The organism is Porphyrobacter sp. CACIAM 03H1 (assembly GCF_002215495.1).
Classification (GTDB): Bacteria; Pseudomonadota; Alphaproteobacteria; order Sphingomonadales; family Sphingomonadaceae; genus Erythrobacter.
On sequence record NZ_CP021378.1, the window covers coordinates 2,776,377 to 2,796,963 of the forward strand.

The 20,587-nt window shown below is 68.0% G+C and carries 19 protein-coding genes; 7 read left to right on the forward strand and 12 right to left on the reverse strand.

Translation table 11 applies throughout. From position 1 onward, the window contains the following. Positions 1–39: 39 nt before the first annotated feature. The 8 genes from CBR61_RS13285 to fsa all read right to left on the reverse strand — a co-directional run bounded on the left by CBR61_RS13285 (position 40) and on the right by fsa (position 8,491). Positions 40–1,722, reverse strand: coding sequence for an acetolactate synthase large subunit (locus CBR61_RS13285; protein WP_088914792.1), 1,683 nt, complete (start codon positions 1,720–1,722; stop codon positions 40–42). A 148-nt stretch (positions 1,723–1,870) separates the two neighbouring features. After that, entirely contained in the window at positions 1,871–2,809 is a 939-nt protein-coding gene (locus tag CBR61_RS13290) for a D-2-hydroxyacid dehydrogenase (RefSeq protein ID WP_088914793.1), read from the reverse strand. A gap of 10 nt (positions 2,810–2,819) precedes the next feature. Then, entirely contained in the window at positions 2,820–3,176 is a 357-nt protein-coding gene (locus CBR61_RS13295; RefSeq protein ID WP_088914794.1) for a phosphopantetheine adenylyltransferase, read from the reverse strand. A gap of 30 nt (positions 3,177–3,206) precedes the next feature. Further along, positions 3,207–4,655, reverse strand: a complete 1,449-nt coding sequence (gene cysS / locus CBR61_RS13300) for a cysteine--tRNA ligase (protein WP_088914795.1) — start codon at positions 4,653–4,655, stop codon at positions 3,207–3,209. A gap of 171 nt (positions 4,656–4,826) precedes the next feature. After that, the gene (locus CBR61_RS13305; protein WP_088914796.1) at positions 4,827–5,486 is read right to left on the reverse strand and encodes a nitroreductase; all 660 of its coding nucleotides are present in this window, start codon (positions 5,484–5,486) and stop codon (positions 4,827–4,829) included. A gap of 4 nt (positions 5,487–5,490) precedes the next feature. Then, on the reverse strand, positions 5,491–5,958 hold the full coding sequence (locus tag CBR61_RS16900; protein ID WP_157696596.1) for a hypothetical protein: 468 nt from the start codon (positions 5,956–5,958) through the stop codon (positions 5,491–5,493). Next, on the reverse strand, positions 5,958–7,796 hold the full coding sequence (cobT, locus tag CBR61_RS13310) for a cobaltochelatase subunit CobT (protein WP_088914797.1): 1,839 nt from the start codon (positions 7,794–7,796) through the stop codon (positions 5,958–5,960). The genes CBR61_RS16900 and cobT overlap by 1 nt, the downstream gene beginning before the upstream one ends. Positions 7,797–7,837: 41 nt before the next feature. Further along, on the reverse strand, positions 7,838–8,491 hold the full coding sequence (fsa, locus tag CBR61_RS13315) for a fructose-6-phosphate aldolase (RefSeq protein ID WP_088914798.1): 654 nt from the start codon (positions 8,489–8,491) through the stop codon (positions 7,838–7,840). A gap of 59 nt (positions 8,492–8,550) precedes the next feature. Here fsa and CBR61_RS13320 point away from each other — a divergent pair, with 59 nt between their 5' ends. Next, positions 8,551–9,207, forward strand: coding sequence for a DUF2490 domain-containing protein (locus CBR61_RS13320; protein WP_088914799.1), 657 nt, complete (start codon positions 8,551–8,553; stop codon positions 9,205–9,207). Between the two features lie 10 nt (positions 9,208–9,217). On the opposite strand, the gene CBR61_RS13325 is transcribed toward CBR61_RS13320, so the two are convergent. Further along, the gene (locus CBR61_RS13325; protein ID WP_088914800.1) at positions 9,218–9,916 is read right to left on the reverse strand and encodes a DUF4197 domain-containing protein; all 699 of its coding nucleotides are present in this window, start codon (positions 9,914–9,916) and stop codon (positions 9,218–9,220) included. Between the two features lie 55 nt (positions 9,917–9,971). Here CBR61_RS13325 and CBR61_RS13330 point away from each other — a divergent pair, with 55 nt between their 5' ends. Both CBR61_RS13330 and CBR61_RS13335 read left to right on the forward strand, forming a co-directional pair. Continuing rightward, on the forward strand, positions 9,972–12,140 hold the full coding sequence (locus tag CBR61_RS13330; RefSeq protein ID WP_088914801.1) for a primosomal protein N': 2,169 nt from the start codon (positions 9,972–9,974) through the stop codon (positions 12,138–12,140). Between the two features lie 140 nt (positions 12,141–12,280). Then, the gene (locus tag CBR61_RS13335; protein WP_088914802.1) at positions 12,281–13,840 is read left to right on the forward strand and encodes a cryptochrome/photolyase family protein; all 1,560 of its coding nucleotides are present in this window, start codon (positions 12,281–12,283) and stop codon (positions 13,838–13,840) included. Here the strand turns inward: CBR61_RS13335 and CBR61_RS13340 are convergent. Continuing rightward, on the reverse strand, positions 13,837–14,727 hold the full coding sequence (locus tag CBR61_RS13340) for a CPBP family intramembrane glutamic endopeptidase (RefSeq protein ID WP_088914803.1): 891 nt from the start codon (positions 14,725–14,727) through the stop codon (positions 13,837–13,839). The genes CBR61_RS13335 and CBR61_RS13340 overlap by 4 nt on opposite strands. Positions 14,728–14,828: 101 nt before the next feature. On the opposite strand from CBR61_RS13340, the gene CBR61_RS13345 reads away from it, so the two are divergent. After that, the gene (locus tag CBR61_RS13345) at positions 14,829–15,464 is read left to right on the forward strand and encodes a glutathione S-transferase family protein (RefSeq protein WP_088914804.1); all 636 of its coding nucleotides are present in this window, start codon (positions 14,829–14,831) and stop codon (positions 15,462–15,464) included. On the opposite strand, the gene CBR61_RS13350 is transcribed toward CBR61_RS13345, so the two are convergent. After that, the gene (locus tag CBR61_RS13350) at positions 15,461–16,258 is read right to left on the reverse strand and encodes an acyl-CoA thioesterase (RefSeq protein ID WP_088914805.1); all 798 of its coding nucleotides are present in this window, start codon (positions 16,256–16,258) and stop codon (positions 15,461–15,463) included. The two genes, CBR61_RS13345 and CBR61_RS13350, sit on opposite strands and share 4 nt — an antisense overlap. A gap of 217 nt (positions 16,259–16,475) precedes the next feature. On the opposite strand from CBR61_RS13350, the gene CBR61_RS13355 reads away from it, so the two are divergent. Beyond that, positions 16,476–16,724: a hypothetical protein gene (locus CBR61_RS13355; protein WP_157696597.1), complete on the forward strand. Its 249-nt coding sequence runs from the start codon at positions 16,476–16,478 to the stop codon at positions 16,722–16,724. On the opposite strand, the gene ada is transcribed toward CBR61_RS13355, so the two are convergent. Next, positions 16,725–17,762, reverse strand: coding sequence for a bifunctional DNA-binding transcriptional regulator/O6-methylguanine-DNA methyltransferase Ada (ada, locus tag CBR61_RS13360; protein WP_088914807.1), 1,038 nt, complete (start codon positions 17,760–17,762; stop codon positions 16,725–16,727). It abuts the gene before it with no gap. A gap of 91 nt (positions 17,763–17,853) precedes the next feature. Here ada and CBR61_RS13365 point away from each other — a divergent pair, with 91 nt between their 5' ends. Together CBR61_RS13365 and CBR61_RS13370 are read left to right on the forward strand one after the other, a co-directional pair. After that, a complete protein-coding gene (locus CBR61_RS13365; protein WP_088914808.1) occupies positions 17,854–19,410 on the forward strand; it encodes a S1 family peptidase in 1,557 nt (518 codons plus the stop codon). A gap of 65 nt (positions 19,411–19,475) precedes the next feature. Further along, the gene (locus tag CBR61_RS13370) at positions 19,476–20,411 is read left to right on the forward strand and encodes a hypothetical protein (RefSeq protein ID WP_088914809.1); all 936 of its coding nucleotides are present in this window, start codon (positions 19,476–19,478) and stop codon (positions 20,409–20,411) included. The last annotated feature ends 176 nt before the right edge of the window (positions 20,412–20,587 follow it).

The following is a 20,587-nucleotide window of genomic DNA, read 5'->3' on the forward strand; positions in this document are numbered from 1 at the left end:
CGCTGGCCCCTCCCGCGAGCGGGAGGGGTACGCGAGCGTCTACAGCTCCTTCGACAGCCGCTTGATGTCGATGTTCAGGATCTGGTCGTTCTCGGTGTAGTCAACCGGGCAATCGATGAGGTGCACCCCCGGCGTGGCGAGGCAGTGCTGGAGCAGGTCGGTGAGGTGCTCGGACGAGGTTACCCGGTGCCCGGTCGCGCCGTAGCTTTCGGCATACTGGACGAAATCGGGGTTGCCATAGGTCAGGCCGAAATCCTTGAAGCCCATGTTGGCCTGCTTCCACCGGATCATTCCGTAGGCATCGTCGCGCAGGATCAGCACGGTGAGGTTGAGGCCGAGGCGCACCGCGGTCTCCATCTCCTGCGAGTTCATCATGAACCCGCCGTCTCCGCAGATCGCCATCACCTTGCGGTCCGGATAGAGCATCGCGCTCATCATCGCGGAAGGCAGCCCCGCCCCCATCGTCGCCAGCGCATTGTCGAGCAGCACGGTGTTGGGCAGGTAGGCGGTATAGCCGCGCGCGAACCAGATTTTGTAGACCCCGTTGTCGAGGCAGATGATCCCGTCCTCCGGCATGGCGCCGCGCACCTGCTTCACCAGATGCGGCGGGAAGATCGGGAAGCGGGTGTCGTTCGCCAGCGGCTCGGTGTGCGCGACCTCGGCGGCGCGGTATTCGAGCATCCGGCGGAAGTCCCACCGGCCCTGCGGGACGATGTCTTCCTTGATCTGCCAGATCGCATTGGCGATGTCGCCGATCACCTCGATCTGCGGGAAGTAGACCGGATCGACCTCGGCAGTGCGGGTCGAGACGTGGATCACCGTGGGCGGGCTGTCGGAACCGACCGGCCCCTCGCCGTCGTTGCGCATGAAGAAGGGCGGCTTCTCGATCACGTCATGGCCGATGTTGACGATGCAGTCCGCGTCCTGGATCGCGCGGTGGACGAAATCCCCCGCCGAAAGCGCCGCGCAGCCGAGGAACAGCGGGTGGCGCTCGTCGACCACGCCCTTGCCCATCTGGGTCGTCACGAAGGGGATGCCGGTCTTGTCGATCAGCTGGCGCAGCATCCGCCCGGTCATCTTGCGGTTGGCGCCCGCGCCGATCACGAGGATCGGGGCCTTGGCCTGCTCGATCGCCAGCACCGCCTGGCGCACGGCCTTCTCCTCGGCGGAAGGCCGGCGGGCGAGGCTGGCGGCGAGCGGCCGGCTGGAGGTGTGCTCCTCGGCGATGTCCTCGGGGAATTCGAGGTGAACCGCGCCCGGCTTTTCCTCCTCGGCCAGCCGGATCGCCTCGCGCACGCGGCTCGGGATGTTGTCGGCGCTGGCGAGCTGGTGGGTGAACTTGGTGATCGGGGTCATCATCCCGACCACGTCGAGGATCTGGAAGCGGCCCTGCTTCGACTTCTTGATCGGCTTCTGACCGGTGATCATCAGCATCGGCATCCCGCCGAGCTGGGCATAGGCGGCCGCAGTCACGAAATTGGTCGCGCCCGGGCCAAGCGTCGCGATGCACACGCCGGTGCGCCCGGTGTGGCGGCCATAGGTCGCGGCCATGAAGCCGGCGCCCTGTTCGTGGCGGGTGAGGATCAGCCTGATCTTTTCCGACTTCGACAGGCTCTCGAGGAAATCGAGGTTCTCCTCCCCGGGCACGCCGAAGATGTATTCGACGCCCTCGGCCTCGAGGCATTCGATGAACAGGTCCGATGCCTTCTGCGTATCGCTCATGTGGTACTCCCCCCCTTTAGAGGCCCCCCGGCCTTGCGCGCGAGGCCCCGAGGCTTAGCGCGCGCGTGTGACCGCTCCGTGATGGCGGATCACGCGGGGCGAGTATTGCAGAAAAGCGCCAAGCCTGAAAGCGGCCCGTCGCCCGGGGTCAGTAACCGAGGCGCGGGTCGAACACCGGGGCGACAGGCTCCCCGCGCAGATAGCGGTCGAGATTGTCGAGGAAGCGGTCGCCCGATCGCTGGAACATCTTCGATTGCGCGCGGCCCGACAGGTGCATGGTGATGTGCGCGTTGTCGAGCGCCCACAGCGGGTGGTCGGCCGGCAGCGGCTCGGGCGTGGTGACATCGAGGAACGCGCCGCCGATCGCCTTTGTTTCAAGCGCTTCCAAGAGCGCCGGCTGGTCGATTACGGACCCGCGCGCGATGTTGACGATGACGCAGTCCGATTTCATCGCCGCCAGTTCCGCGGCCCCGATCATGCCTTCCGTCTCGGGCGTGGCGGGGACCGCGAGGATCACCCAGTCGAATTCATCGAGGTGTGCGCGCCATTCGTCCGGGCCGAGGGTGCCTTCGCCCGCGCTGCGGCGAACCACGGTGACATCGACATCGAAGGCCTTCAGGCGCGGCTCTATGAGCCTGCCGATCGCGCCGTAGCCGAGCAGCAGCGCCTTCGATCCGGCCAGTTCGCGCTTGCCGGGCGAATCGAGCAGCCACTCGCGCCGCTCCTGCGCGCGAACCACCTCGCGGAAACCCTTGGCGATGTTGAGCATCCCCATGACGACATATTCGGCGATGGTGATCGCATTGATCCCCGCCCCGTTGGTGACGGTGATCCCGCGCTCGATCAGCACGTCCATCGGCAGGAAATCGAGCCCCGCATAGATCGAATTGAGCCATTTGAGCTTCTTCGCCGCGCGCAGGGTTTCGGCCATCGCCTGCTGGTCGTTCATGTCGAACCAGCCGATCTCGGCCTCGGCGACGGCCTCCAGCGCCTCCTCGCGGGTCATGAACCAGCGCACGTCGAGGCCCTGCGGAAGGCGGTGTTCGAGCATCGGGCGGATGAGCCCGGAAATGGCGAGGATGGTCATGGCGGGATCGTTACTGCCGGAAAGCGAGCCACGCCACCCCTGCCAAAGCAGGCAGGCCCGCCAAGTCGACGAGCGCGATCCGCCTGAGCGGTGCGGGCGCCCCGGCCTGCCACCACAGCACGAGGAAGCTCACCATGCTGATGCCGACGACGAGCACCGCGAGCCTGCGGCCCTCGGGCACGAAGGCGGCCCAGATGCAGGCGACGAAGACCGCGAGGAACAGGCCCGCGCGGTGCTGCATGAGCAGGAACAGCGGATTGTCGGGCCGCAGGCCGTAGAGCGAGGTAAGCGTCGCCGGGCGGAAGAACGCGAGCGCCGGCATGGCGTGAATCGCGGCGAGGATCAGCCAGAGGATAGGTTGCATCATGCAACCTATGTAGCGAAAGCTACATGATGGTCAAGCCAGCTTCCACTCCCAGCCGAGCGGATCGCCGTCCATCACCTCGACACCCTGTTCCGCCAATTCCTCGCGGATCGCATCGGAGGCGGCGAAATCCTTCGCCGCGCGCGCCTCCTTGCGGCGGGCGAGCGCAGTTTCGATTTCGGCCTCGGTGATGGTGGCAGCAACGGGCCGGATGCGCAGGTCGGCGCGGGTCAGGCCGAACAGGTCAAGGCCCAGCACCGCATCCATTTCCGCGATGACCGCGCGCTTGATACCGGCATCGACCTTTTTGGTCGCCAGCGCCTCCTCCAGCGCGGTGAGCGCTATCGGGGTGTTGAGATCGTCGGCCATCGCCTCGGCAAATTTCTCAAGCGCTGGGGCGAACTTCGGGTGGGTCGTGCCCGGCTGGGGTTCGGCTTCGGCAAGCGGGGCGACCGCCATGACCATCCGCTTCAGCCGCGTCAGCGCCGCGCCGAGGCCCTCCCACGAGAACTCCAGCTCGCTGCGGTAATGCGCCTGCAGGCACATCAGCCGATAGGCGAGCGGGTGGTAGCCCTTGTCGACCAGCAGTTGCAGCCGCAGGAACTCGCCCGAGGACTTCGACATCTTGCCGCTGCGCTCGACGAGGAAGTTGTTGTGCATCCATATCTTCGCGCCCGAATTCCTCGGGTCGTCGAGGCCTTTCGTGCAGCAATAGGCCTGGTTCTGGGCGATCTCGTTCGGGTGGTGGATCTCGCGGTGGTCGATCCCGCCCGTGTGGATGTCGAAGGGAAAGCCCAAGAGCGCCTCGCCCATCACCGAGCATTCGAGATGCCACCCCGGCGCGCCCCGGCCCCAGGGCGACTCCCATTCCATCTGCCGCGTCTCGCCCGGCGGCGTCCGCCGCCAGATCGCGAAGTCGGCGGCGTTGCGTTTGCCTTCCACGTCCCCGATGCGGCTTTCGCCCTCATCGGTGGTCGCGCGCGCCAGTCGGCCGTAATCCGCCACCGTGGACACATCGAAATAGAGCCCGCTCTCCAGTTCGTAGCAGTGCTTCTCCGCGATCGACTTGCCCCATTCGATCATCGCCTCGACATATTCGGTCGCGCGCGGGTGCTGCTTGGGCTGGACGTTGAGGCGGGCAAGATCGCGCTCGAAATCCTCCTGATAGAACTTCGCGATATCCCACGCGCTCTTGCCCTCGCGCGCGGCCATCTTCTCCATCTTGTCCTCGCCCTCGTCCGCGTCCGAGGTGAGGTGGCCGACATCGGTGATGTTGACCACGTGGGTGAGCTTGTAGCCCTTCCACTGGAGCGTGCGCCCGAGCGTGTCGGCAAAGACATAGGCGCGCATGTTGCCGATGTGCTGGTAGTTGTAGACCGTCGGCCCGCAGGAATAGACGCGCGCCTCGCCTTCGTGGACGGGCTTGAACACCTCGATCTGGCGGGTGAGCGAGTTGAACAGCTTGAGAGGCGCGTCGGTCATGGGCGGGGCCTTTGGCTAGCCGGGGCCCTTCCGTCAATTACCTCGTCATTGCGAGGAGCGAAGCGGAGTCGAAGACGGGGCTCCGCCCCACCCGGCAATCCATGGCCTGCCGACCAGCTTGCTCGCCTTGGGCCATGGATTGCTTCGCTCCGCTCGCAATGACGAGGGAAGTCAGAACCCGATGAACTTGACGTGGTCCTCCAGCGGCACCCGCTCGCGCTCGAAATTGTTCACCGGCGCGTCGGGATCGCGGTAGCCGATCGCCATGCCGCAGAAGAACATGTAGCGTTCGTGATCGAGCCCGAGGAAGTCGCGGATCACGTTGGCGTAGAGCGCCATGTATTCCTGGAAGCAGGAATCGAGCCCCTCCTCGCGCAGCAGAAGGGCGACGGTCTGGAGCCACATGCCGGTGTCGGACCACTGCGGCTCCTTCATGAGGCGCGGGAAATAGACGAACATCACCGCGGGCGCATCGAAGCTGGTGGCATTGCGCATCATCGCCGCCATGCGCCCGGCGCCGTCCTCGCGCGCGATCCCCATCGCGCCGAACATCCCGGCCGAAATGCCGTTGAGGCGCTGCTTGTAGGCATCCTCGGTCCCCGGCGCGGTCCAGTCGTATTCGGCGGCCTGGGGCGGCGTGGTGGTGATCTTCGCCTGGAGGTCCTTGAGCGGCTGGCCGGTGACGATGCTCGCCTCCCACGGCTGGAAGTTGCACCCCGAGGCCGCCCAGCGCGCCTTGTCCATCACGCGGGTGAGGGTCTCGAGATCGACGGGCTTGTCGAGGAACTGCCGGATCGAGCGGCGGGAGGTGACGGCTTCGGTGACGTTCATCAGTTCAGTCCTTGTTGTAGCCGAGATAGTCTGCCCAAGCCTTCTCTCCCGCCAATCTATAGTCTTCCAGCGATTTACCCTCGGCAGTACGGAGGTAGGATATCATCGGTTCTACCCCTGCTTTGCACCGAGTCAGCTCTTCGGGACTTTCTGGTCGCAGCAAATTAAAGCCCCCGAGCGTGTTGCGGCGGAGCAGAAAAACACGCGTTTTGGCGACGTAACTCGTGTGGAGGACTGCCAGAACCGTGAGCTTTGTTTCATCGGAATTGCCATCGAGAACACGCTCGACCTCTAGGTCGACAAACCACGGCCAGCTCATAACAATGTAGCCGGGCTCTTCGATGATCTCTGTGGGAACCTGTGCTACAGGCTTTGCTCGGATCTTCAGATCGTAACATTCTGGCTCGTCAGCATAGGCAGGCTGACCGAGCGAGAAAGCGGCGAACGCTGTTAGCAAGACGCCTGATCGCATCACCGCTTCTTCACGCCCTTTTCATCCTCGAACAGTTCGGCGAGCTGTTCCATGATCGTGCCGCCGAGCTGTTCCACGTCCATGATCGTCACCGCGCGGCGGTAGTAGCGCGTCACGTCGTGACCGATGCCGATCGCCACGAGCTGGACGGGGGAGACCTTCTCGATCCACTCGATCACGCCGCGCAGGTGCGCTTCGAGATAGCCCGCCGAGTTCACCGACAGGGTCGAATCGTCCACCGGCGCGCCGTCGCTGATCACCATCAGGATGCGGCGTTCCTCGGGGCGGTAGAGCAGGCGGGAATGCGCCCAGATCAGCGCCTCGCCGTCGATGTTTTCCTTCAGCAGCCCCTCGCGCATCATCAGCCCGAGATTGCGGCGCGCGCGGCGCCACGGCTCGTCGGCCTGCTTGTAGATGATGTGCCTGAGGTCGTTGAGGCGACCCGGGTTCTGCGGCTTGCCGTCGGCGAGCCAGGCCTCGCGGCTCTGCCCGCCCTTCCACGCGCGGGTGGTGAAGCCGAGGATCTCGGTCTTGACCCCGCAGCGTTCGAGCGTGCGCGCCAGAATGTCCGCGCTGATCGCGGCGATCGAGATCGGACGGCCCCGCATCGAGCCCGAGTTGTCGATCAGCAGCGTGACGATCGTGTCCTTGAACTCGACATCGCGTTCGACCTTGTAGGACAGCGCTGTGCCGGGCGAGACGATCACGCGGGAGAGGCGCGCCGCGTCGAGAACGCCCTCCTCCTGATCAAAATCCCAGCTGCGGTTCTGCTGCGCCATCAACCGGCGCTGGAGGCGGTTGGCGAGGCGCGTAACCACGCCCTGAAGGCCGGTCAGCTGGCTGTCGAGATAGGCGCGCAGCCGGTCGAGTTCCTCGGCATCGCACAGGTCGGGGGCGGCGACTTCCTCGTCGAAGCGGGTGGTGAAGGCCTTGTAGTCGACGCTTGCCGGCACCTCGGCCTGCGGGCGGTTGGGGCGCACGGGGGCGTTGGCGGCATCGCTGTCGTCGCCCGGGTCGCCCTCGGCCATGTCGCTGTCGGTCTGGGTGTCGGAAGATTGCTCCCCCTCCCCTTCGCCCTCGGCCATGTCGCCGGCCATTTCGGCGCTCTGCGGATCGCCTTCGCCCTGGTTGTCGTCCTCGCCCTCGTTCTCGTCGTCGGCGCCGTCGTCCTCGTCCGCGTCGTCGCTGTCGCTTTCGTCGGGAGCATCGGTCGGGCGGGTCAGGTCGAGTTCGCGCAGCATGTCGAGCGCGAGCTTCTGGAAGGTCTGCTGGTCGCCGATCGCGGCGGCCAGCCCGGCGAAATCGCCGCCGACCTTCTCCTCGAGGAAGTCGCGCACCAGCTCGATCCCGCCCTGCGCCTTCTGCGGCACGGCCTCGCCGGTCAGCGCCTCGCGCACCAGCAGGGCGAGCGCGGTCTGCAAGGGAACCTCGGCCGAGTTCTGTGCACGCACGATCTTGTCGCCCGCCGTGCGCAGTTCGGTCGCGGCGTCGAGATTGGCGCGGATGCCGCCGAAGCGGTTGGCGCCCAGGGCCTCGTAGCGCACCTGCTCGATCGCGTCGTAGCAGGCGCGGGCGATCGGCTCGGGCGGGGCGGAACGGGCATGGAGCGCGGCGTCGTGGTGCCGCAGCTTCAGCGCAAACGAATCCGCAAACCCCCGCGCCTCGCGCACCTGATCGGCGGGCAGGTCGCGCCCGGGCAAGGGCACGCGGAAGCGGTTGCCGGCGCTGCCGGGCACATCGGCGCTCCATGCGACCTCGACCTCCGCATCGCGCGCAATCGCGCGGCTCGCGCCGGTGAGCGCCTGCTTGAAACGGTCGAGCGGGGACTGGTCAGCCATGATCGGTTTTCGTTAGCAACGCGAAGGCTGCCCGCGCAAGCTCACAGGATGCTCTGCCCGGTCTTGGCCCAATCGGCCATGAAGCCCTCGATCCCCTTGTCGGTGAGCACGTGCTTGAAGAGCGCGTGGATCACCGCAGGGGGGGCGGTCATCACGTCGGCGCCGATCTTGGCAGCCTGGAGCACGTGGGTGGTGTGGCGCACGCTGGCGACGAGGATTTCGGTGACGAAGTTGTAGTTGTCGTAGATCAGGCGGATGTCCTCGATCAGGTCCATGCCGTCGAAGCCGTTGTCGTCGTGCCGCCCGACGAAAGGCGAGATGAAGCTCGCCCCCGCCTTGGCCGCCAGCAGCGCCTGATTGGCCGAGAAGCACAGCGTGACGTTGACCATCGTGCCGTCGGACGTCAGCGCCTTGCAGGTCTTGAGGCCGTCGACCGTCAGCGGCACCTTGATGCAGACATTGTCTGCGATCTTCCTGAGGACTTCGGCCTCCTTCATCATCGTCTCGTGATCGAGCGCTACCACCTCGGCGCTGACCGGGCCGTCGACCAGCTTGCAGATCTCGGCGGTGACTTCCTTGAAGTCGCGCCCCGACTTGGCGATCAGCGAGGGATTGGTGGTCACCCCGTCGAGCAGACCCGTGGCGGCGAGGTCGCGGATGGCCTCGATATCAGCGGTGTCGACAAAGAATTTCATGAGTGCGCTCCAGACATTTTGCGATAGGCGGCGCGGCGGCGCGCGCCTAGGGGGCGGGCATGACTCGGATGCCCGTGCGAATTGCGATGCTGCTTGCCGCCACGCTGGCGGCTTGGCAACCGTCGAAAGCGCGGGCGGCGGAAGAGGACGTGCAATTGTGGCAGATCGCGATCGTCACCGGCGATCTTGCCAAGGACACCGCGCTCACCGTCGATGTTAGCCAGCGCTGGCGCGAGACGGCGCGCGGCGGGGATCAGCAGACCTTCCGCTTCAGCATCGACCAGCGCGTGGCCGAGGGCGTGCGGATCGGGGGCGGCGCGGCGGTGTTCGAGGCTGGGGGCAGCACCGAGCTGCGGCCGCACCAGCAGATCACGATCGTGCGCGGAGGGTTCGAATCGCGCACGCGGTTCGAGCAGCGCTTCTTCGACGGTGCCGACCGGGCCGAGCTGCGGCTGCGCCAACGCATCCAGTACACCCACCCGCTTGGCAAAGGCTGGCGCGCCAGTGTGGGGGGCGAGGTGCTCGGCCTGCTTCAGGGACGCAACGCCGGAGACGGCGCCTCGACCGACCAGTGGCGCGCGCAGGTGCGGATCATGCATGCAGTCAACGACCGGCTGGAAGTGGCCGCGAGCTACTGGCTGATCGGCTTCCCGCGCGGGGATCGTCCCGATCGCTACACCCACGTGCCCCAGACGGTCGTTACCTGGCGCTTCTGACGGCGCGGGATCAGACCCGCCCCAGCCCGCCGAACACGCCGATCAGCACGGGATCGCGCGTCGCCTGCGGATTGGCGCGGATCGCGGCTTCCTCGCGCGCGATCTCGCCCCAGATGGCATCGTCGATCTGGCGGCCGAAGCGGTCGGCGACGCCCGCCACATCGACCCCGGCGAGCGCCGAGAGCGCCTGCGCGATCAGCGGATCGCGGCTGAGGCGCAGCGCCTCGCCCAGTTCGGGCACCACCGCATCGATCAGCGCCGTGCCGACCTCCTGCCGCAGATAACCGCTCGCCGCCGTCGGCCCGCCGCGCACCAGCGCGATGGCGTTCTCGAAGCCGATCACCCGGATCGCGTCGGTCACCACCGGCGCGGCGCGGAAGCTCGCGTCGATCGCGAAGGTGGCGAAGCGTTCCTCGAGCCGGTCCTTGACCAGCGCGGAGGTGAGGATGCGCGAGAGCACGTCGCCGCGCGCGCCCAGCATGGTGCCGAGGCCGAGCTGCGCGACCTGCTCGTCCCAGAAGCCGCCCGGCGCGGTGAGGCGCGCAAAGGCGTTCTCGGTGGCGAGCAGCAGCATCCGCCGCACCGCCTCGACCATCGAGAAGCCGCCGCCGGTGCTGGCGCAGGCGGGCAGGAGCAGCAGCACGGCCCCGCCCGATGCGCCCGCAAGCAGGCGGCGGCGCGTGGTGGGGGAAGCGACAAACTCGGTCATAGACTGTGTCTCCAATCTTGCGGCTTCCTCATGCCGCTCGCCATATATCCCCACGATGAACCGCGTCCGCCTCCTTGTCCTTAACGCAGCTTTGGGCCCGCTCGACTACCGGCTGCCCGAGGGCGTGGGTGCACCTGCGGGGAGCGTGGTCATCGCCCCGCTCGGCCCGCGCAAGGTGACGGGGATCGTGTGGGACGAGGGAGCCCTGCCGGGCGACGAGATCGCCTTCGAGCGCCTGCGCCCGATCCTCGAGGTGCTGCCGGTGCCGCCCCTGCCCGCACCGCTCAGGCGGCTGATCGAGTGGACCGCCGACTACTACTGCGCCCCTCTCGCCAGCGTGGCGCGCATGGCGCTGTCCAGCGGCGGGGCGCTGGGAGGGCCGGCGACCATGACCGAATACCGCCTCACGGGGGCGGAGAGTTCGGGGCGCCTGACCGCGCAGCGCAGGGCGGCGCTGGAAAAGCTGGCGGGGCAGCAGGGCACCATGCGCGAGCTGGCGGGCATCGCGGGCGTCTCGGAAGGGGTGCTGCGCGGCATGGCGGGGGCGGGTCTGATCGAACCGGTGACGGTCGCGATCGACCGCCCCTACCCGCCAGCCGATCCGGGCTTCCACCGACCGGACCTGTCGGATGCCCAGGCGGCGGTGGCAGGGACGCTGGTCGAGGCAGTGCGCGCCCGGGCCTTCGCCCCCTTCCTGCTCGATGGGGTGACGGGTTCCGGCAAGACCGAGACCTATTTCGAGCCCGTTGCCGAGGCCATAGCGCAGGGGCGGCAAGTGCTGGTGCTGCTGCCCGAGATCGCGCTCACCGAGAACTTCCTCGCGCGGTTCGAGGCGCGGTTCGGTGCCAAGCCGGTGCTGTGGCACTCCTCGCTCAAGTCGACCGAGCGGCGCCGCGCATGGCGCGCGATCGCCGATGGTTCGGCGCAGGTCGTGGTCGGGGCGCGCTCGGCGCTGTTCCTGCCCTATGCCAGGCTCGGGCTGATCGTCGTCGACGAGGCGCACGAGATCAGCTTCAAGCAGGATGACGGCGTGCGATACAACGCCCGCGACGTGGCGGTGATGCGGGCGCGGTTCGAGGGCATCCCCGTTGTGCTCGCCAGCGCCACCCCGGCGCTCGAGAGCCTGCACATGGCCGAGATCGGGGTCTACACGAAACTCGACCTGCCCGCCCGTTTCGGCGGGGCGAGCCTGCCCGCCGTCCAACTCGTCGACCTGACGGAGGAGAAGCCCGGCAGCCAGCGATGGCTCGCCGGACCGCTGATCGATGCCCTGCGCGAGCGGCTGGACAAGGGCGAGCAATCGCTGCTGTTCCTCAACCGCCGCGGCTATGCCCCGCTCACGCTTTGCAGGAATTGCGGGCACCGCTTCAAATGCCCGAGTTGCAGCGCGTGGCTGGTCGAACACCGCCTGTCGGCGCGCCTTGCCTGCCACCATTGCGGCTTCGAGACGCGGGTGCCCGAGGCCTGCCCGGAATGCGGCGAGAGCGATTGCCTCGTCGCCTGCGGCCCGGGGGTTGAACGGATCGCGGCGGAGGTGGGCGAGCTGTTCCCCGAGGCGCGATTGGCCGTGGCGACGAGCGACACGCTCAACACCCCAGAACGCGCCGCCGAGTTCATCGCGCGAGCAGAAGGCAAGGCGATCGACATCATCATCGGCACGCAGCTGGTGACGAAGGGCTTCCACTTCCCCGATCTCACGCTGGTGGGCGTGGTCGATGCCGATCTCGGCCTGGAGGGCGGGGACCTGCGCGCGGGCGAGCGGACCTTCTCGCAGATCGCGCAGGTCGCGGGGCGCGCCGGGCGGGGCGCGAAGCCGGGCGAGGTGCTGATCCAGACCCGCCACCCCGACGCGCCCGTCATCGCCGCCCTCGCCAACAACGACCGCGACGCCTTCTACGCCGCCGAGACGCAAGGGAGGCGCGATGCGGGCGCCCCGCCGTTCGGACGCTGGGCGGCGATCATCCTGTCCAGCGAGGACGAGAAGGAGGCGCGCGAGGCCGCGGTGCGGCTCGGCGACGTCCGCCCGCGGCTGACCGATGTCCAGATCCTCGGCCCCGCCCCTGCCCCCATGGCGCTGCTGCGCGGGCGCTATCGCTACCGCTTCCTCGTCAATGCAAGGCGCAGCGCCAATCTGCAGGCGATGCTGCGCGACTGGATCGGCGCGGTCCAGTTCGCGCCGGGCGTGCGGGTGGGGGTGGATGTCGATCCTTACAGCTTTGTCTAACCCGTCATTGCGAGGCGACGCAGTCGCCGCGGCGATCCATCGACCGAACCTGTCGTAAGGCGGCAATATCCGGCCATGGATTGCTTCGCCTGCGGCTCGCAATGACGAAACCGTAAGGGGGTGGTCTGCGTAACCCCCCCATGACCCGTCCCGTTCTCGTGCCGATCCTCGGCGACCAGCTGTCGCGTAACCTGTCCAGCCTCGAAGGCCTCGCTCCCGCCGAGACCCGCATCCTGATGATGGAGGTGTGGGACGAGGCGACTTACGTGAAGCACCACAAGCAGAAGATCGTGCTGATCTTCTCGGCAATGCGCCACTTCGCCGAGGAGCTTCGGGCGGAAGGCTGGCAGGTCGATTACATCCGCCTGGGCGATCCGGAGAACACAGGCAGCTTCACCGGCGAGGTCGCCCGCGCGGTGGAACGCCACGCGCCCGGCGAAATCCGCGTCACCGAGAGCGGCGAGTGGCGGGTGCACGAGGCGATGCTCGAATGGGAAGGCCGCTTCCCCTGCCCCGTCACCATTCTCCCCGACACCCGCTTCATCGCCACCCACGCCGAATTCCGCGCCTTTGCCGAAGGGCGCAAGCACTTGACGATGGAGTATTTCTACCGCGAGATGCGGAAGAAAACGGGCCTGCTGATGCGCCCCGACGGCAAGCCTGAAGGCGGCGAATGGAACTATGACGCCGAGAACCGCGAACCGCCCAAGGCCGGACTGAAAGCCCCGCCCACCCCCAAATTCGTCCCCGACACGATCACCGAGGAGGTCATCGCGCTGGTCGGCGAACGCTTCCCCGACCACTTCGGCGATCTCGAACCCTTCGGCTGGCCGGTGACCCGCGCCGAGGCGCTGGAGGCAGCCGCGGCGTTCTTCGCGCGCCGCCTCTCGCTGTTCGGCCCCTACCAGGACGCGATGGTGCACGGGGAGGACGACCTCTACCACTCGATGCTCTCGACCAGCCTCAATTGCGGGCTGCTAGACCCGCTCGAACTGTGCCGTGCCGCCGAGGATGCCTACAAAAGAGGCACCGCTCCGTTGAACTCCGTAGAAGGCTTCATCCGCCAGATCATCGGGTGGCGCGAATATGTACGCGGGTTCTACTGGCACCAGATGCCGGGCCTTGCCGCTGCCAACGAGTTGGGCGCCCACCGTCCCCTGCCCGATTTCTTCTGGACGGGCGAGACCGACATGCGCTGCCTTGCCGACTGCGTCCGCACCACCCGCGAGGACGCCCATGCCCATCACATCCAGCGGCTGATGGTGCTCGGCAATTTCTGCCTGATCGCCGGGATCGACCCGCAAGCGGTCGCCGACTGGTATCTCGTCGTCTATGCCGACGCCTACGAGTGGGTCGAACTGCCCAACGTGGCGGGCATGATCCTCTATGCAGACGGCGGCAGGCTCGCGACCAAGCCCTATGCGGCCTCGGGCAACTACATCAACAAGATGAGCAACCACTGCGGCGGCTGCCGCTACAAGGTTGCCCAGAAGACCGGCCCGAACGCCTGCCCCTTCAACCCGCTCTACTGGCACTTCATGGCGAGGAACCGCGCGAGGCTCGAAAGCAACCACCGCATCGGGCGCATCTACGCGACGTGGGACAGGATGGGCGAGGCCAAGCAGCGGGAGTATCTGGAGAGCGCCGAGGCCTTTCTCGACAGCCTCGAACCCGCACGCGAAGGCTGGGCGCGGAACTAGGCTGCGGCGAGGCGGCGGCGCACCCACCAAGGCTGCATAACCTCGCCCGCCGCGACCGCACGCCATACCATCCACGCGCCGGCAGCGCCTCCTACGACCAGCGCGATCACCGAAGCCTCGAGCCCGAACGCCCCGCCCGAGATCAGCGGATCGCCCACCAGCCGGGCATCGACCAGCCCGTCGCCGTCATAGCCCGACACCGGCACGTCCCACACCAGCCCCTGCGTCACGTTCCAGCCGAAGTGGAGGCCCACCGGCAGCCAGAGGCTCCGCGTGAGCATGTAGGCCCCGCCCAGCAGCGTCCCCGCCACCGCCGCGATCGTCAGCCCCGACATCCAGGTCGCATTGTCGTTGCCCATATGCACCAGCCCGAACAGCGCAGAGGTGATGAGCAACGCCGCCCAGCTGCCGCCGAATTCCTCGATCCAGCGGAACAGGATGCCGCGAAAGATCAGCTCCTCGACGAAACCGGCGTTGAACCCGGCCCAGAACAGGATGAACACCCAGCTTGTCATCCCGCCCCAGCCGTCGATCACATAGGCGCCCATCAGCGCCGCGATGCCGACGACGAGGCTGAACAGCGCGGCCGCGCCAAAAGCCCCCGCTGCCAGATTGCGCGGTGCAAGGGCAAAGGGCAGGTCGTCATGCTTGCGCGCCCCAAGCTGGCGCAGCACGGTCTTCTGCAGGACGATCAGCGCCGCGATGGCTGTGATCGCGACCAGCGGCTCGACAAGGTCCCAGCCCAGCGGCCCGGACAGGGCATTGCCTGCCATGTTGACGGGGAAGATCACGGCAACGGTCAGCGCCAGCGCGATCAGCATGGTCACAAGCGGGAAATTCACGATCCGCTTCCAGAGCGGCGCGCGCGCGGGTTCGACGGTGTCCATGCTGTGCAATGCTCCCCAAGGCGTTACGCACCGAGGATGGCGCAGCCGCGTGTGATTGGCTAGGCCCTCGCCCGACACAACCCACGGGAGAGAGCGCCGCCATGCTGACCATTCACCACCTGCGCCTGTCGCAATCCGAACGCATCGTCTGGCTCGCCGAGGAGCTGGGGCTGGATTACGATCTCAAGCTCTACAACCGCCGCGCCGACAACCGCCTTGCCCCCGACGAATACAAGGCGCTGCACCCGATGGGCATCGCGCCGGTCATCACCGACGGCGATCTGGTGCTCGGCGAGAGCGGGGCGATCATGGACTACATCGTCGCCACCTACGCTCCCGCGACACCGCTCGTCCCGCGGCCGGACCATCCCGACTATGCCGACCACCTGTTCTACTACCACTGGGCCAACGCGACCTTCATGACCAACGGCATGATGGCGCTCGTGGCGCAGTTCATGGGGGCGCAGGAACTGCCCTTCTTCGTCGCCGACCGGGTGCAGAAGGGCTGGGCCATCGTCGAGAAGCGCCTCGGCGAGGCGGACTATTTCGGCGGCAGCCAGCTCACCACCGCCGACATCATGATGGGCTTCCAGCTCACCACCAGCCGCGCGATGAGCGGGATGAGCATCGACCACCTGCCCAACCTCAAGGCCTATCTCGCACGGATCGGCGAGCGCCCCGCCTACCAGCGCGCGATGGCCAAGTGCGAGCCCGGGATGCCGCCGAAGCTCGACTAGTAGAAGGCGAGCTGGTGCGACACGGCGATCAGCAGGCCGCCCGCGCTCCAGATCCTGACCGCCTGCGAGAAGCGCCCGCGGGCCACGCGCGGCGCGTCGGTCTCGACCAGCAGGTAGTCGCTCCCCAGCGCCTCGAGCTCGGCGCGGGTGCACAGCAAGTGGAGGTCATAGCTCACCGTCGCGCTGAAGCGCGGGGCGGGATCGAGGAAGAAGGTGCGCGGCATGGGGGTGTCGGAGAGTGCGAGGATCGCCTTCTCGTCCCACGGCCGCCCGCTGGCGTCGCGCACCCAGGCCGCGGTCCGCGGATGCTCCTGCGCGGTGAAGGGCTTGCCGACGGCAAGGCGCTGCTCGTAGTTCGCCAGCCAGCGCGGCCCGGGCGAGGTGGGAAGCAGAGTCGATTGCTCGGGCGGGACGACCTCGGGGAAGCCTGTGACATAGTCGAGCGCGCCCTCGCGCGCGTCGGAGAAGACGAAGTCCGCCGCGAACAGGGGTGCGGCGCGGTCTGATCCGGCGAAAGCCTCGGCACGCACGAAATCGGTGCGCCGCCCCTCGCGCAAGGTTTGCACCGTCAGCGCCAGGCCCGCTTCGGGCAGCGGCTTCATGAAATGGGCCGCGGCGCTCGCCAGCAGCCCCGCGCGCGGCCCTTCGGCCTGAACCGCTTCCAGCGCCAGCGCCAGCGCCCAGCTGCCGAAGGCCGACTGGAAGTTCCAGTAGGCCGCCCCGCCCGACGATATGAAGCTGCCATCCGCATTTCGTGCAAGCCGAGTGGCGGTGTCGAGCGGGTAATCGGTCATGGGTTTCTCCGGAGGGGACAGGATGGCGCGCGGGCCTACGCGCCTGATTATTGAACGCTACTGTTCACTTTCGGTTTCCGGCGCAAGCGCGATTTCTTGCGGTTGGCGTGCAATCGGTCCGGCGCACCGGCGGCGCGCCCTGCCTTGCCGCAGGAAACAGCCTGTCGCCCGCCGAGGTTATGCCTGCCTATCCGACAGCAGCAGCGAGAAAAGCATCATGGCCACTCCCCCTCCCCGCAGACCGATGGCGAAATGGTTCTGGGTCGCGGCGATCGTCGTGCTCGCCTTCGTGCTAGTCGTGGTGCTCCTCAACCCGACCGGAGACCGCGATGGCGCGGTCGAGGACCCGATCGTCATGCCCGAAACGGGCGAGGGCGTGGGCGTCGGGCAGGTCAACGAGCCGGAGGAAAGCAGCGCATCCCCCGCGCCCGAGCCCTTCGCTCCGGGCGGCGAGCCTTCGGAGTGATCAGCCGGCGCCCTCGCGCCTGAGCAGTTCCGCCTTGATCGTCAGGCCATAGGCATAGCCGCCCAGCGTCCCGTCGCTGGCGATCACGCGGTGGCAGGGGATCAGCACCGCGACATGGTTCGCCCCGTTCGCCCCCCCGACCGCGCGGGACGCCTTGGGTTGGCCGAGCGCGGCGGCGAGTTCGCCATAGGAGCGCGTCTCGCCGTGGGGGATGCGGCGCAGTTCCTCCCATACGCGCTGCTGGAAGGCGGTGCCGTGGACGTCGAGCGGGATCGCGGCGCTGCCGGGCCCGGGCTGTTCGACCGCCTCGAGCACCTGCGCGAACAGGGCACGGAAGGCATCGCCCGCGGGCACCAGTTCGGCCTTCGGGAAGCCCGCCCGCAATTCCGCTTCGCCTTCGCCGAAGGCGAGGCAGCACACGCCCTTGTCCGTCGCGGCGACCAGCATGTCGCCCAGCGAGGTCGCCAGCACCGCCCAGTGGATGACGCGCCCCGCGCCGCCCTTGCGCCAGTCGCTCGCCTTCATGCCCAGCCTGCCTTTCGTTTCCGCATAGAACTGTTCCGGCCCGCTGTAGCCTGCCGTCGCGATGGCATCGCCCACCCGTTGCCCGGTCGTCAGCGCCTCGTCGAGGCGTTGTTGCCGCAGCGCGCGGGCATAGGCAGCGGGCGAGAGGCCGGTGGTGCGCTTGAACAGGCGCTGGAAATGGGCGGGGGTGTAGCCGGTCAGATCGGCCAGCTGATCGAGCGTCATCGCGCCCTGCTCGCGGATCGCGGCGAGAGCGGCGAGCACGCAGGCCTCCTCGGCACTCAGGGTGTGCGGGGAGCACCGCTTGCATGGCCTAAGCCCGGCTTTTTCAGCATCTTGCGGGCTGGCATAGAAGCGCACGTTGCGGCGCAAGGGTGCCCGCGCCGGGCAGGAGGGGCGGCAATAGATGCCGGTCGAATGCACGCCGGTGACGAAGGCCCCGTCGAACCGGCGGTCCTTGGCGAGCATCGCCTGCCAGCGGTCCTCGTCCGTGATGTTTGCCGAATGTCTCACGTGGAACACTCTGCCACAGCCGCCCGCGCGCCGCACCCCGCTTCCTTGCGTTCAATGTCGCGCGGGCGCGCAAAGCGGCTATAAGCGGGCCATGACCCGGATTCTCGGCGCGCTTGCCCTGCTCTTCGCTTTCCTCGCCCTCCCCGCCTCAGCCGACCCCGGCGATGTCGAGGCGGCCGCGCGGGGCGTGGTGCGGGTGGTGTTGATCGGCAGCGAGAACGGCCAGCCCGTTCCCGTCTCCCACGGCACCGGCTTTGCCGTCAGCCCGACCCGGATCGTCACCAACGCCCATGTCGTCACCGAGGCGTCGCAGGACGACACGCTGCGCATCGGCATCGTCCCGGCGGAGGGCGAAGGCGGCGCCTTCGCGCGGGTGGTCGCCATCTCGCCCCGCAACGATCTTGCCCTGCTCGAGATCGCCAAGGGAAGCCTGCGCCTGCCGCCGCTGGCGCTCGCGGGCGGCGTCAGCGCGAACCTCGGCGAGGTCGCGGCGGTGGGCTATCCGATGAATGTCGACCTGGCGCAGGGCCTCGACATGGCCGACATCTTCCGCGCCCAGCCGCCGGTCAAGTCGCGCGGCTTCCTGTCGGGCGAGCGGCCCAGCCGGCAGTTCGACACGATCCTCCACACCGCCCCGATCGCGCGCGGCAATTCGGGTGGCCCGCTGCTCGATCCGTGCGGGCGGGTGATCGGGGTCAATTCCTTCAGCGCGGATTCCGCGGCCGGCGAGGCGGAGTTCTACTTCGCGGTGTCCTTGCGCGAACTGCTGCCCTTCCTGAAGGACAACGGCGTCGAGCCGGTCATGAACGCGCTGCCCTGCCGCTCGATCGACGAACTCAATGCAGAGGAACGCCAGCGGCTCGAGGCCGCCCAGTCCGAGGCCCGCGCCGCCCTTGCCGAGCGCAACGAGGCCCTGCGCGAGAAGCGCGACACGGCGCGCCTCGCGGCGCAGATGGAGGTGATCGGCGAGCGCGAGAACCGCATCGCCCTGGCGCTGATCGCCCTCCTCGCCGCGCTCGGCACGGGCTATGCCGCCTTCGTGTGGCGCAGACAGGAGGAGCGGCGCACCCATGTGCGCGTCGCCGCCGCCATTTCGGCCGCGACTCTCGTGGCGGCGGTGCTGCTGTGGGTCACCCGGCCGGGCCTGGCCGAGATCGAGGATCGCGTCGCCGCGGCTCTTGCCGAAACCAACAACGGCGCCGGGACGCCAGCACCCGCCGGACCCTCCACCGCCACCGAGGGCGCGCTGATCTGCACCCTGGTGCCCGAGCGCAGCCGCGTCACCTCGGCCCGAACCGATGATGTCGCCTTCGACTGGACCGCCGACGGCTGCGTCAACGGGCGCACGCAATACGGGCTCGGGCAAGGCGGCGAATGGAGCCGCGTTTTCGCCGCGCAGGATGACGCGGCGGTGGCGGTCAACACCTTTGACCCCGAGACCCGCACCCTGCGCACCGACCGCTATCTGCTCGGGGCAGAGGCACTCGCCGCCGCGCGCGAGGCCCGCGCCGCCTATACGCCGCCGTCCTGCGGGGTGAGCGATGCCGCCCGCACCCTCGGCGAGCAGCAATCGGCCCTGATCGCCGCCCTGCCCGAACGGCCCAACGAGCGGCTGGTCTACAGCTGCACCGCGAAAACAAAGGGTTAAGCCCTTGTTCAGGTAATGTGATAGAATCTCATCTCACCAGAAGATGCAAGGTGAGGAGAGGCGAGGTGGGTCGTTCCTTTGCAACCATTATCGGGGCGCTCGGCCTCGCCGCGCTGTCAGCGGCGGCCACCGCGCAGGAAGCGGCGCCCCCGCTCGCCGAGGGTAGCACCATCGAGGTGCAGGGCGACCGCGCGCTCAGCCGTGACGAGATCCTGCGCGGCCAGCGCGCGCTCTACGAGGCGGGACTCGCCTACCGCACCGCCCCGCGCTTCCACGATCCGGTCTGCGTCGCGGTGGTCGGCCTTGCCGGGCGCCAAAACGACATCGTCGCCGAGCGCATCCGTGCGAATATCCGCGAGGCCGGGGTCGAACTGGCCGGGGCCGGATGCAAGCCCAATGCGCTGGTCTCCGCCAACCGCAAGCCCAAGGCGGTGATCGACGCGCTGCGGCGCCGCGATCCGCAGCTCTTCAACCGTGCCAGCGAGGAGGCGATCCGCCGCCAGCTCGATGCGGGAAGCCCGGCGATCGCCTGGGGCGAGACGATCCTGCGCGCCAACGACGGCATCATCTTCGGCGAGCGGTCGAGCTCGAGCTCGAACCCCGCCTTCGTCGTCCCGGTGTTCTTCGGCGCGCTCCCCTCGCGCCACCGCGCGCCGCTCTATCAGGCCAAGGTCAACGCGCTGGTGTTCTTCGATCTCGACCGGCTGGAGGATGTCCACGTCAACCAGCTGGCGGACTATGCAACCCTGCACCTGCTCGGCGATCCGCGCGATCCGGCCGATCATGCCGGGGCCGGGGTGCCCTCGATCCTCAGCCTCTTTGCCGACGGGCCGGCCAAGGCCCCGCCGGCGATGACCTCGCTCGACCGCGCCTATCTGCGCGGCCTCTATGCGCTGCGCAGCAACGAGTGGGGTTGGCGGCTGAGTGCGAGCGTGCTCGCCGCCTACCGCGAGCCCGAGGCCCTGCCCGGGGCCGCGACGAGCCCCGCCAGCCCCTCCTGATCCGCGCCACGCGGCACGGCATCCGCGCGCGTCTGACTTCGCACCTGCACAATTCCCGCCCCGCACGGCTTGCGCGGGCGGGAATCAATTGCTAGGCGCGCGCCAGCCTTGCGGGCAGCCCCTGCGCTCGTCCTGCAACCCAGGCTCAAGCAAGACCCTCTGACCCTTCCGAGAGG